The 12501-nt window shown below is 33.9% G+C and carries 13 protein-coding genes; 8 read left to right on the top strand and 5 right to left on the bottom strand.

Annotated features, from left to right (window positions below):
- Nucleotide 1 precedes the first annotated feature (1 nt).
- Complete coding sequence (locus tag BBI01_RS00315; RefSeq protein ID WP_065392701.1) at nt 2-700, bottom strand: XAC2610-related protein; 699 nt, start codon at nt 698-700, stop codon at nt 2-4.
- 349 nt (nt 701-1049) lie between these two features.
- Between BBI01_RS00315 and BBI01_RS00310 the strand changes: the two genes are divergently transcribed.
- The 8 genes from BBI01_RS00310 (at nt 1050) to BBI01_RS00275 (ending at nt 8818) form a co-directional block, all read left to right on the top strand.
- A complete protein-coding gene (locus BBI01_RS00310) occupies nt 1050-1379 on the top strand; it encodes a PadR family transcriptional regulator (RefSeq protein ID WP_065392700.1) in 330 nt (109 codons plus the stop codon).
- Nucleotides 1380-1390: 11 nt separating this feature from the next.
- A complete protein-coding gene (locus BBI01_RS00305) occupies nt 1391-3112 on the top strand; it encodes a PspC domain-containing protein (protein WP_065392699.1) in 1722 nt (573 codons plus the stop codon).
- A gap of 316 nt (nt 3113-3428) precedes the next feature.
- Nucleotides 3429-4025, top strand: coding sequence for a 1-acyl-sn-glycerol-3-phosphate acyltransferase (locus BBI01_RS00300; RefSeq protein ID WP_065392698.1), 597 nt, complete (start codon nt 3429-3431; stop codon nt 4023-4025).
- A gap of 23 nt (nt 4026-4048) precedes the next feature.
- Nucleotides 4049-4477 (top strand): PaaI family thioesterase, encoded by a 429-nt coding sequence (locus BBI01_RS00295; RefSeq protein WP_065392697.1) that lies wholly within the window; start codon nt 4049-4051, stop codon nt 4475-4477.
- A 101-nt stretch (nt 4478-4578) separates the two neighbouring features.
- Nucleotides 4579-5652: a hypothetical protein gene (locus tag BBI01_RS00290; RefSeq protein WP_065392696.1), complete on the top strand. Its 1074-nt coding sequence runs from the start codon at nt 4579-4581 to the stop codon at nt 5650-5652.
- Nucleotides 5653-5871: 219 nt separating this feature from the next.
- Entirely contained in the window at nt 5872-6936 is a 1065-nt protein-coding gene (locus BBI01_RS00285) for an RNA polymerase sigma factor (RefSeq protein ID WP_065392695.1), read from the top strand.
- Between the two features lie 157 nt (nt 6937-7093).
- Entirely contained in the window at nt 7094-7822 is a 729-nt protein-coding gene (locus BBI01_RS00280) for a hypothetical protein (protein ID WP_123862037.1), read from the top strand.
- A gap of 24 nt (nt 7823-7846) precedes the next feature.
- Entirely contained in the window at nt 7847-8818 is a 972-nt protein-coding gene (locus BBI01_RS00275; protein ID WP_065392693.1) for a chorismate-binding protein, read from the top strand.
- 316 nt (nt 8819-9134) lie between these two features.
- Here the strand turns inward: BBI01_RS00275 and BBI01_RS00270 are convergent, their stop codons facing one another.
- The 4 genes from BBI01_RS00270 to BBI01_RS00255 are packed head-to-tail and all read right to left on the bottom strand — an operon-like array spanning nt 9135 to nt 12467.
- Nucleotides 9135-9332 carry a hypothetical protein gene (locus BBI01_RS00270; protein WP_065392692.1) on the bottom strand — a complete coding sequence of 66 codons (198 nt, stop codon included), beginning with the start codon at nt 9330-9332 and terminating at the stop codon, nt 9135-9137.
- A gap of 5 nt (nt 9333-9337) precedes the next feature.
- Nucleotides 9338-9940: a MarC family protein gene (locus BBI01_RS00265; RefSeq protein WP_065392691.1), complete on the bottom strand. Its 603-nt coding sequence runs from the start codon at nt 9938-9940 to the stop codon at nt 9338-9340.
- A 44-nt stretch (nt 9941-9984) separates the two neighbouring features.
- On the bottom strand, nt 9985-11724 hold the full coding sequence (locus tag BBI01_RS00260; protein WP_065392690.1) for a BatD family protein: 1740 nt from the start codon (nt 11722-11724) through the stop codon (nt 9985-9987).
- Nucleotides 11724-12467, bottom strand: a complete 744-nt coding sequence (locus tag BBI01_RS00255) for a tetratricopeptide repeat protein (protein ID WP_083189966.1) — start codon at nt 12465-12467, stop codon at nt 11724-11726. The genes BBI01_RS00260 and BBI01_RS00255 overlap by 1 nt, the downstream gene beginning before the upstream one ends.
- Nucleotides 12468-12501: the final 34 nt, after the last annotated feature.

Genomic DNA, 12501 nt, shown 5'->3' with positions numbered 1-12501 from the left:
CTTACTTTTCTTTATTATATTCATCTGATGGATATACCTTGGTTCTGGTAACCCACTTATTTTTTATTTTTTCTTCTGTTTTCACTTTTACATATCCTTCTTCACTCATATCTTCTTCTTTTACCAGCACTTTATCCAATCCTTTACCGGGAATCACCTGATATTCTGTAGTAAAAAGATTACAACAACCGGATTTTCCAAAGGTGATCAGACGTTTACGAACCGGATCTGCTTTAAAGAAATCAAAGGAATCCGATGCAAGCTCTGTCAATTCTTCACTTTTTACAAAAGCCATTCTGGTACTGTTGAAGACATACACATCATAAGAAGCGCTGCTGTAGTTTCCCAGATTTCCGTTTCTTATTGCGACATCTTCAGTTCCGTCGAAATTAAAGTCGCCGAAAATAACGGGGCTTTTTTCTTTTGACAATGTCATCATTTTTCCACGTATTAACCTTTCTCCCCGATCCAGATACAATACCAGATCGTCTGAAGTAAATGACTGGACCTTCGTATTTTTGTTATCAAACAGTTCCACCATTCCCCTGTCCTTACATTTATCACCAAAACAATTTTCAATATGAATGATCGCATCATAGTTTTTAGACGCATCTTTAACCTCAAACTGATATTGTCCAAAACATAAAGGACCCAATAAAACAAATGCAGATATGCTTCTGTAGTAATTTAAAATATTCATGATAATAGTAAAATGGATTTAAGTGTTTTTTAGTCTTTTAACAAAAATACGAATCAGGATTCCGATTTCAAAATTCATTGAGGAGGATTTCTAATAAAACCGCTCTTTTTATTCTTATAATTTTAGTTTTTCAAAGATTTTTTGATGAAAATCTATCGGAGTCAAAAACAATTATAAAAATTATTCAACTGATTATCAATTAATTAAATATTTTATTTTAGAAATTCCACTACTTTGTATTGCATAATACCATTTTATTTACATATCTTTGTAATGTAAAATTAGAATAGGCTCAGCTAGCTAGGAGCATTTTTCTAAGAATATAACTAATTAACAAAACTTATCAAAGATGAATACTGAAAATACCAAAGCGCAAATGCGAAAAGGGATTCTGGAATTCTGTATTCTAAGTCTCATCAATAATCGAGAAATGTATGTTTCTGACCTTATCGATGAACTGAAAAAAGGAAAACTGGATGTAGTGGAAGGGACCCTCTACCCTCTTCTTACAAGATTGAAAAACGGAGAGTTTCTCTCTTACAGATGGGAAGAATCAACTGGAGGACCACCCAGAAAATATTACCAGATAACAGATAAAGGAAAATTGTTTCTGGATGAACTTCAAAATACGTGGAACGAACTGACCGCTTCAGTAAACCAAATCACCCAACAAAATTAAAAAACAAAGCTATGAACAAGACACTCTCAATAGGACTCGCAGGTTTTTCTTTTACAATAGAAGAGCACGCATATATAAAGCTCAGCGACTACCTGAATGCTCTAAGAAGCTCATTGGATGCTTCTGAAGCGGATGAGGTAATGCATGACATAGAAATAAGAATGGTGGAGATATTCAGAGATTCTCTGGGAAAACGTGAAGTGATCAACGATACGGATGTAGAAAAAGTAATCGCACAAATCGGAACTCCTGAAAAAATCGAAGAACAGGAAGAAGCTTATTTTTCTGAAAAAAATACAACTAAGAACACTAATTCAGGAACAAATTACACAGACAAGAAACAATTGTTCCGTGACCCTGAAAAACAAAAAGTAGCAGGGGTATGCGCAGGTTTAGCTCAATATGTAGGAATGGATATTACTGCAATGAGAGCAATCTGGTTGGGAATTTTCATTCTGGGAATCTTCACAGCGGCTATCTCTTCTTCATTGATCGGACTTTTATATGTAATCCTTTGGATCGTACTTCCAAAAGCTGAAACAGCAGCAGATTTCCTGAAAATGCAGGGAAAGCCTATGAACTTCGACAATCTTAAGAATGAGTCTAATAAATTGGTACAGTTTGCCAATGAATCTACTCAGAGGGTCGGAGAAATATACAACGAAAGCAAACCTCACATCAGCAATGCAGGAAGTGGAGTATGGAATATTCTGAAGTACATCATTGGAGGAATTTTCGTACTAATGGCAGTAAGCAGCATTATCGGAATCTTTGTAATCTTCGGGCTATTCGGGACAGGTGCAGATTTTCCTGGAGCAAATAAGATTGAATTCTACATGGGTGAAAACGGTCTTGACAAAGTTTTAGTAGCAATCATGATTTTAGGAAGTTTAATTCCGGCAATCATCTTCAGCTTATTAAGCATCAAAATCTTTTCTCCAAAGACGAAATTAAGAAACATTGGCTGGGTATTAGGAGGTGTATTCCTTTTATTACTTGGACTGGGAGCTTATTTCGGAGTAAGCATGGCGAAGAAAAACCTAATCTACAAAGGCAGCAAGGAAGATACAGAAAACATCGCCATCAATACTACATCAGATACTCTTTATGTAGATGTAAAACAGGTAGTGATCCCTCAGAACTTCAAAGCTTATGACGATGACATCTATTCTGACAAGAAAACAGTGTACGAAGAAGACTATATCTCTGTAGATGTAATTAGAAAAACGGATATTAAAACGCCTTACCTGATCATTAAGAAAGAAGGTGACGGATACAACATCCCGGTTCAGGTAACAGTTCCTGTAGAGATCATCGGTAATAAGGTAATGCTTCCAAACTTCATCAAATATCCATATGATCAAAGATTCAGAGATTACAGAGTAGATTATGAGCTTGTGGTTCCTCAGAGAACAATCGTAATCCCTGTGAAAAAAGACCATATCAGCTTTGATGGAGATCTAAACGGAGACGGTATCGATGATGATGACAACTATGAATATGAAAATCATAACGGTATCAGAGTTGAAAAAAACAAAATCACGGTAAATGGTTCAAGCATAGAATACAATTCTGATGATAAAGACAGCATCATTATCAACGGAAAGAAAGTTCCTAATAACCAGGCTAAGAAAGTTATTGATTCTGTAGCATCCGATATTAAAAAAATCAATAAGGATGTAGACATCAAAATCAAAGACGGAAAAAACGAAATTTCCATACAAACTAAATAATTAACTTCAGAGAGTGGTAGAAGATGTGAATGGATGGCAATTGTTTGAAATTCACATCCTTCTTCTCTCAGAAAAGTGAAAAAGATTCATATTTAGTTCTTCATATGAAAAAATTGTTTTAATTTCGTATAGTTAAAAATTTAATAACCGATCAACCAAAAACACACTCTTATCATGATACAATTTGCAATGGAATTCGTAATGAAAATCGTAGATTTAATTAACGGTTTGTTTTAAGAGCAATAATATTTCAATATATTTGTAAAAGTATAACCAATATTTGGTTATACTTTTTTGTTTTTTAATCCAAGAATCTATGAAAAAGCTGATAGGCAAACTGATGTTAAAATTATTAGGGTGGAAAGTCGTGCTACAGGGCGACGTCAACAACCTTAACAGATGTATCCTTGTGGTTGCTCCACATACACACAATATGGAATACATTTTAGGAAACCTTGCCTATTGGTCCTTAGAAAAACCATTAAAAATTATCATTAAAGACGCGCACACCAAAGCATGGTACGGAAGTGTTGTAAAAGGACTTGGCGGAATCGGGATCGACAGAAGTCAGAAAAATGACCTTGTGAACTTCGTTGCAAGACAGTTCGCTAAAGAAGACTTCAGCCTTGTAATTACCCCTGAAGGAACCAGAAGCTGGGTTCCAAAGTGGAGAAAAGGATTCTACCACATGGCTTTGGCTGCAAAAGTTCCTATTGTGCTGGCTGCAGGAGATTTTAAAAGAAATATTGTTTATCTAGGCTATACTATTCCTTACGAAAGACTGGCAACAGCTACTTTCTCAGAAATCATGCAGGAAATTCAGGAATACTATATAAAAAATGATATCACTCCTAAGGTTCCTGCCAACTGGAATCCAAATATAATGGGGAATGGAGAAGAAGCAGGAAACTAATCATTAATTATAATTATTAAAAAATGAAAGGTAAAACAAAAGAAGAAATATTAGAATTCATCAATAACTGGGGTGATGTAACCCTGGCAAAGACCCTTGAAATAAAATTCATAGATATTGATCTTGAAAATGAAACACTTACTGCAACAATGCCCGTACTTCCAAGAACACACCAGCCCTTTGGAATTATGCATGGAGGAGCCAGCTGTGTTTTAGCAGAAACTTTAGGTTCAAGCCTGTCTAATATCTTTATTGACGGTGATAAATATTATGGCGTAGGAACAAATATCAATTCCAATCACCTGAGAAGCAAAAAAGACGGAGTGGTAACAGCTACTGCACGTTTTATCAGAAAAGGAAAAACAATGCATGTTTCTGAAATTGAGATCAGGGATGAAAAAGGAACCCTTATCAATCATACAACGATGACCAATAATATCATTTTGAGGTAATCAGAAACCGATAAAAAATACAAGGCTCAATTTTTTGAGTCTTTTTTTATATTCTTAGTGCAACCTTTTTATTTTTTTGCATCTTATAAGAAACAATAACCATGAAAACTCAAATTTTAGCATTCTTAACACTACTTTTTCTCTGCGCCTCCTGCAGTGATGACAATTCAGATCCTTTAGAAAAGAAAACAGCATCTTATGATGTTTATCTTGGAGGAACTGATAACTATAAAGCCTGCTACTGGAAAAATGGACAGCAGACATTTGTTCCGGGAGGAGAAAACCTAAACGGAATACAGATAGTGGTGGATAACAATGATATTTATCTGCTCGCAACCAATATTGAGCCTATCACCCAGGCAAAAGAATGGTATTTCTGGAAGAACGGAGTAAAACACAATGTTGCAGAATACTTAAATGTAGAGCCCAATACAGCAACCGACAATGATAAACTCTTTCTGGCAAGCCAGATAAAGGTAAATAACGGAGATGTTTATTTTTCAGGCGTTATCAGACATTATAACCCGAGTACCGGACAAAATACTTACCAGCATTGCTATTGGAAAAACGGAGTAAAAACAATTCTGGATTCCCATGCAAATGCCATTTTATCAGGTGGGCTGGAAGTCTTCAATAATGATGTCTATGTCGCTTCCCGTAAAAATTTTCAGTATAACAATCCTACTATGCCCAGCTGGGACTTCGGTTACTATAAAAACAATACATTTCATGTTGTATCCAATTCTCTTATGTTCCAGAATTTTATAAAGAATTCATCTAATTCTTCTGAATTTTATTTATCAACAAGAAATCCAAATCCTTCGTATTTTTCTCAATATATCTATACTGTAAAAGATATTATTTCAGGGAATGATATACAGATTCCCGCAAATATTATCCAAAGTGGTATAACAGATATGCATACTGAAGGTACAGATAAATATTATATAGGTAAAGATTTCTATTTCAAAAATAATACACTTGTACAGATGAATAATTCAAACGGATTCAATACTATTTCCCATTTTGCTGTTAAAGATCAAAATATTTATACAACAAGATTACATTCTTCTATGAGTTCGGTAAAATTTTATATTAATGATGTGGAAGCACAGAGCCTGCCAGATATTTCGAAAGGATGCTTCAATTCAATTTTTGTTGTAAAAAACAATTAAACTTTTTCATTCAGACTGAAACCATATAGCAGAATTTCTATGAGCGCCGGAAATTTTGCTATAGGTTTTTCTTTCTTTTCTACCCCATTGAAAATTTATTATCCTATAATTAATTTATAAAATCCATACTATGAAACAACTTTACTTTAGAAAACAGATCAACAACTCAATTGCTAAAGTAGATTCACCTCTATATTTGCAGTAAAAACTAAATATTTGATGGTAAAAAACAATGACTGGCAAAAAATTTACAGTGAATATTCCCCAAAACTACTGGGGATTTGCCGTAGATATATACAGGATACCCATGCAGCGGAAGACATTATTCAGGATAGCTTTATAACAGCGATTCAAAATGCTCATCAACTGAAGGATGAAAAAATGCTTTTTGCCTGGTTAAAAAAAATTGTAGTAAATAATGCGTTACAACATCTCCGAAAAAGCAGTAAAGAAACATTTATCACAGAAGAACCTTCAGAAATTCCTGAAACATCATTTGTTATGAACAATAATGAAGAAAAAAAACATGTTCTCACCTATGACTTTACACAGGAAGAACTTTTGTCTTCTATTGACAGTCTTCCTCATCACCATAAATCTGTTTTTAATTTGTATTTTATTGAAAACTATTCCCATTCAGAGATTGCCAGCCAATTGGGAATCACCGTAAACACGTCAAAGTCCCATCTATTAAGAGCTAAAAAAGCAATCCAAAATTTCCTTCTCAATACAGTAAATGCTGAAACCCCGAAAAACAGAAAAAAAATTACCCAACTGCTTATTTTCTTTGGATTTGGGGGGATATTATGGGCACAAACTTTTAAAAACAAATTTTCAGATTTTTCAATATCACCTTCCAAAAATTTTGAAATCCCGGATACTATTCCTTCTCAAAACTTTAGTATTCCTTACAACTCAGGTTTTGTCCAGAGAATCGGTATCATTACAGGAAGTGTTACAGTTGCAATCATCACTGTAAGTGCTGCTGTTATTTTCAAACCCAATAAAAGTAATCTTTCCAAAAAAATGAATTCTGATAAAAAAACAGAACAGAAAAAAGAGGAAAAAATTTATGAAAACACGAATGATATTACTTTAAATACAGAAATCACTACCAAAGATAATATCTACGAAAAAGAAAAAATTCAGGAAGAAAAAGCCATTAAAATAAAACAAAAAGAACATCAGATTCCTGTAAAAGATACAGCTAAGGATGATACTCCTCAAAAAATCATTGTGGTAAAAAAAATCATACAGAGAGATACGATATATGTGGAAAGATAAACTAAAACCAACCCTGCTTTTAAAGAAAACTGTATTTATATTTTTTCTTATTTTTTTGCAAACTTTTTATGCTCAAAGAAAGAAAATAGATACTGTTTATGTCTACGAAAAAGTAATTGTTTATGACACAATCTACCTGGAAAAAGCCTTAAAATTAATGCCCAAAGAGATATCCATAAGGCAATTTAATATACCTTCAAATGATATTACAGAATTTTCTCCAATAAAAGACAAAATAGAAGGAAAGGCGGTATATATAAATAAAAGGATTCGATTGGGTATAGAAACAGGATTCGGGTTTAAAAAAAGCTCGTGGGCTAAAGATAAAAGTAAAGATATACAGACAGGATTTAATCTGGGATTATGGGCATCGAAACCTATTTTTAAAAATTTTTCATTAATGCTGTCTGCTCATTTTTATCAATGGAATTCCACCTTTGATCTGGATGGTAATAAAGAAGACACATGGTTAAATGGATACTATTTTTCAGAAGATGCACAACCTTTGCTCTTCCAAAAATTTAATAATAAGCATGTTGAATATGCCATGCAGCTCAAACTACAATACAAATGGAAAAGCATCCGCCCTTTTATTGGAGTTTTAGGCAACAAAAACATATATAAAATGCAGTTCCTGGTTCCAGATAATATGGTTATGAACAAATTGGATGATTTTAAATCCCAACAGATCAATCTAGGATTTTCTTTAGGTCTTCAATATCAGCTTATGAAAAAATTCCTCTTATCACTTGAATATCAGGAATACAAAATGAGAAATGTTTCATTAAAAAACAGCTCTTATAATTTTGACATTTTTCAGAGTAATAATACCTTTGCAGAAAGGAAAATTAACCTCGGGATTTCCTATATTATTTCCGGGCTCTGATTTTTCAAAATCCATTCATAGCTAATGATTTATTTCAAATTCCCCTTTAACGAAGGATTATATTCTGTAAACGAAGAAACCAATACAAATGCTGTCGATTTTTATTCATACAACAGCCTTAATCAAATCAGCTTCAAAGGAAACATTATTGAGGTCAACACTGACGAATTCAACAGTAATTCAATAACAAACGATCTATTGATACATGATACTACCGGTTTTACGGCTGAAACCAAAGAAGAGTATTGCAATACATTACAACAGGTTATTGAAGTGATCAAAGAGAACAATCTACCCAAATTGGTGTATTCCAGAAGAAAAATCTTTACAGACTTTAAAGGAATTGATTATAAGGAAAGTTTCAACAACCTTTGCCACACTTATCCGAATGCATTCAGATATTTATTTAATGACGGAGAAAACGCATGGATGGGAGCCTTTTCTGAGGTTTTGGGAAAATTCAATAAGACAACCCATGAGTTTGAAACTATGGCATTAGCAGGCACTCTTCCTGTCTCTGAAGAATGGTCTGAAAAGGAAATTGAAGAACAAAAACCTGTTACCAGTTATATTCAGAATATTCTTAAAAACTATTCAAACCAGATTCAACAATCTGAAACTTATGATCATATTTCCGGAAATATAAAACATCTTCGTACGGATTTTAAAACAGTAATAAAACCTGAAGATCTTAGCAGTGTGATCAAGGATCTCCATCCTACTCCCGCTGTTTGTGGTATTCCGAAAGATTTCTGTAATGATAACATCAGTAAATATGAAAAGTTTCCACGTGAGTTCTATGCTGGATATATTAAAATTGAAACAGAAGAAAGTATTTTATATTTTGTGAATCTTAGATGTGCAAGACTTTATAAAGATTCTGTACATGTTTTTGTAGGCGGCGGAATTACCGCACAAAGCAACCCCGAAAAGGAATGGATTGAAACGGAACTTAAATCTGAAGCTATCCTTAAGAACCTTTTTTCTATCTCTTAAATAATAATTTTTTTATTGATATAAAATACGCAAACTTTCACATAAGTTTGCGTATTTTTTGTGATCTTCATAGAAAATATTGGTATAAACTAGTGAAATCATCGGTTATTCTTGGGCTAAACAATACCAAGTTTTGGCTAAAGCCTTGTGATTGATTTTATATGTTTTGGCGGGCTAAAGCCCACCTCTATTAATATACTTTTAATCCTCTCATTGATAACAAAACAGTTGCTTAGCGAGCATACTTCTTACTTTTAATCATAAAAAAGCCTCTTTCAAAACGAAAGAGGCTATATCTATAATATCAGTATATGAATTATTTTTTCATACCGATTCTGCTCCAGGTATCCATTACAAAAAGTAAGATAAGACCTATAGCAGCTGCAGCTGCAGAAAATACAAACTTAATGTTGTCTTCATCAGCGATAAGGTCATTCTGCCAGTTGATAGCATACAAATTAATAGCGATGAAAACGATGAACAGTACTAAAAATACTTTATAAAACTTCTTCATAATTTTTAAAAATTAACATAATTCAGCACCAATTGGGCAAAATTTGCAGTGAATAATTTAATTGAAATTGCTAAAAGGATAATACCGAAAACTTTCTGAAGAATCATCAATGTTGCATCTCCTATTTTCTTCTCTAACCACTTTGCTGATTTCAGCACCAAATATACGAAAATTGTATTAAGAATAATTCCGCAGATAATATTAATATCATGAAATTCAGCTCTAAGAGATAATGCTGTAGTTAAAGTTCCGGCACCAGCAACCAGTGGAAATGCGATGGGAACGATGGATGCAGCCTTTGCTTCTGTTGTTTTATTGATTTCGATTCCTAAAATCATTTCCAAGGCTATGACAAAAATCACAAAAGCTCCGGCAATGGCGAAAGAATTTACATCCACTCCGATCAGTTTAAGAATTTTGTTTCCTACAAACAGGAAAACAATCATAATTGCTCCGGCAGTAATTGCTGCTTTACCAGCCTCAATTTTTCCAAATTTTTGCTGAAGGCTTACGATAATAGGAACTGAACCGATTATATCAATAACGGCAAATAGAACCATAAAGCTGGTAACGATCTCTTTGAAAGAGAATCCATCAAGAATTTCCATCCCTTTGTAATTAAAAATTTCGCAAAAATATGAAAATAAATTGACTATTTGCTAATTTGTGAATATAAATTAACAATAGTTTTCAAAAGTTCTTCAATTCCTTCCAAAGATTTCACAGGTGAATATTTCTCCATTTCAATTCTTTGCTGCAAATTTCCATATTCTTCTGCTAAAGAAGAGCCTTTATGCTTTTCAAGAAAAGTCTTAAACTCAGCAACAGAGCCTTTGAAATACTGGTTTCTCACTTCCTGATCCAACTCTTCCAGTGTAGCAAAGAACTTATCATATTCATTATTGTCTTTAAGGTTTTCAAGATATCCGAAATAGTCATTGATGTCTGTTTTCATCAACTCTCTGATTTCCTTTTCTGTTTCCGCCACAGAACCTAATGGTTTCTGAGATACGGTTTCCCTAACTAATGTACGTTTTTTTTGCCAAGTCTTAAATAAAAGATAAGCAATAAATAAACCTAAAAGAATAGCAATATTGGTCAAAAGGATGCTCCAATGGAATTTGCTCTTTTCTTTTACTTTGAATGAAGTCGTTTTTAAAACCGGTGTATTTACTGTTTCAAGCAGATTATTGGTGTATTCATTTACTTTCTCTACTGTCGTTCGGGACTCCATGATCTGATCATGAGAAAAAGTTTTTACAGCCAATATTTTCTGCCCAATATCTATATAGTCTCGATCTTGAGGGTCAAAAAAAGAAAATGGCTCTGTCTTAATTGAAATATCCCCTGATTTATTCGGGATGATTACATAATTAGCCAGAACTACTCCTTTCATGCCTGTAGTTCCCGGAGATACTTTAGAAGTAATTTTAGGAGCGAAAACCTCATAATCCGGAGATGCTGCAATTTTAGGAAGTTCCAGATCAGGTAAATTTCCTTCTCCAGTTAACTTTACGACAACATTCATCGGTTTTTTTGCTTCAGGTTTTTCTTTTGATGCATTGTAAACACTTACATTAAAGTTTCCTACAGCATTTTTAAAGCTTTCAGGGGCACCTTCAGGAAGTTTTCTGACATTCAGTTTTACTTTATTGGAAACAATTTTATTTTTGTGAGAATAAGTACTTACTGAAGCGGATACTCCAGGTACCTCTACATATCCTGCTTCATTTGGGAAAACCATAAACATTGCCAATACCTGCGATGCCATATTTCCATTTCCGGAAGGGTCTATTTCAGATTTAGCAAAATTGATAGGATGTACATTGATATTGTCCTGTTGAGGAAGTCGGATATTCTTTACTTTCCTAAGATTATCCATGTTTCTGGAATATACTTTAAGAACAGCAATTGTAGGCTGATCCTGATACACTTCCCTGTCTTCAATCTCCATGTTCAGATATACTTCACCTGAAGTATTGCTTGCTAATGATCTTTTATCAACAATATCGCGGATGTTAACATCAAAAGGTTCCGTTTTATAAATTTTATTATTAACGGTAACTAGAACGGAACCGATCTTTATTTTTCCTTTTTTCTTGGGTTCAAGAGCGATTCTGGATACTTTTTGAGTAATCAGGGTATTGGTTGCAGGGTCTATTACAGTATTGGTAACAGATCCGCTGCCTATGATATTAAATTTAGAAAGGTCAGGAAGCTGGAATCCTGTTTGCTGAACAAGGTCGCTTCCGTTTAGTTCAAGAACAATGGTAAGGTTTACAATATCCTTTCCACCATATTCATTTTTGTCTGCATCAAGAGTAAGGTTTACCTGTCCGTAAGTAATTACGGATGCCAGAGTCAGCAATATGTAAATCCATTTATTCTGCATCACCAATCTTTCTCGTTGCTTTCAGGCATCGAATAAGAATTCTTATTTAAAATTCTTTTGGCGGTTTCTTTTTCCTTATTGTTTATTTTATCCAGGAGAGCATCTTCCAGGTTCTTTGGCATTTTCCCTTCATTATTCTGATTCTGCTGAGGGTTATTCCCCTGATCACTTTTGCCTTCATTCTGCTGACCTTTTCCCTGATCCTGTTTTTGGTCTTTATCACCTTTCTGATCTTCACCTTTGTTCTGATCATTTCCGCCACCGCCTTTGCCTGAGCTATTCTGCTGGTTTTTCTTCTGCTCGTTTTCTTTTTCCTTCAGCTTGGCAATCTCATAATTTTTTCGGGTTGCTTCACTGTATGGATTTTGCTTCAGAGCCTTTTTATAATAATCTGCCGCTTTTTCCGGCTGGTTCATCTGCATGTAGGCATTCCCTAAATTATGAAGTGCTGCTGCTTTATCGGGAAGAGTCTGCGAAAGCTGTTCTGCCTTTTCAAACTCTGCTTTTGCCTCTTCATACTTCTTACTTTTATATAGTGCATTCCCCATATTGTAGTGAGCCGTAAAATCTTTTTCATTGGATTTTACAGCTTCCATATATTTGGAAGAAGCTCCATCATAGTCTTTACCATCAAATTTTTGGTTGCCTTCATGAACTAATGTTCTATAGTTCTCCTGCCCAAACATAAAGCCTGAGAAGGGGAAAGCAACTATTAACGCTAAAAATATGATTTTAGTATTCATCACTTGCAAAATTATTCCTTTATATGTTAAGAAA

Source organism: Chryseobacterium artocarpi, from assembly GCF_001684975.1.
Classification (GTDB): domain Bacteria; phylum Bacteroidota; class Bacteroidia; order Flavobacteriales; family Weeksellaceae; genus Chryseobacterium; species Chryseobacterium artocarpi.
Note: the sequence above shows the minus strand (reverse complement) of the source record. Positions and strands in the feature narration are given on the sequence as shown.

Coding starts and splice junctions, on each gene's coding strand:
- BBI01_RS00265 (WP_065392691.1), bottom strand. CDS start 9,940: ATGGAAATTCTTGATGGATTCTCTTTCAAAGAGATCGTTACCAGCTTT.
- BBI01_RS00275 (WP_065392693.1), top strand. CDS start 7,847: ATGATTTATTTCAAATTCCCCTTTAACGAAGGATTATATTCTGTAAAC.
- BBI01_RS00260 (WP_065392690.1), bottom strand. CDS start 11,724: ATGCAGAATAAATGGATTTACATATTGCTGACTCTGGCATCCGTAATT.
- BBI01_RS00280 (WP_123862037.1), top strand. CDS start 7,094: ATGCCCAAAGAGATATCCATAAGGCAATTTAATATACCTTCAAATGAT.
- BBI01_RS00285 (WP_065392695.1), top strand. CDS start 5,872: ATGGTAAAAAACAATGACTGGCAAAAAATTTACAGTGAATATTCCCCA.
- BBI01_RS00295 (WP_065392697.1), top strand. CDS start 4,049: ATGAAAGGTAAAACAAAAGAAGAAATATTAGAATTCATCAATAACTGG.
- BBI01_RS00255 (WP_083189966.1), bottom strand. CDS start 12,467: ATGAATACTAAAATCATATTTTTAGCGTTAATAGTTGCTTTCCCCTTC.
- BBI01_RS00270 (WP_065392692.1), bottom strand. CDS start 9,332: ATGAAGAAGTTTTATAAAGTATTTTTAGTACTGTTCATCGTTTTCATC.
- BBI01_RS00300 (WP_065392698.1), top strand. CDS start 3,429: ATGAAAAAGCTGATAGGCAAACTGATGTTAAAATTATTAGGGTGGAAA.
- BBI01_RS00305 (WP_065392699.1), top strand. CDS start 1,391: ATGAACAAGACACTCTCAATAGGACTCGCAGGTTTTTCTTTTACAATA.
- BBI01_RS00310 (WP_065392700.1), top strand. CDS start 1,050: ATGAATACTGAAAATACCAAAGCGCAAATGCGAAAAGGGATTCTGGAA.
- BBI01_RS00315 (WP_065392701.1), bottom strand. CDS start 700: ATGAATATTTTAAATTACTACAGAAGCATATCTGCATTTGTTTTATTG.
- BBI01_RS00290 (WP_065392696.1), top strand. CDS start 4,579: ATGAAAACTCAAATTTTAGCATTCTTAACACTACTTTTTCTCTGCGCC.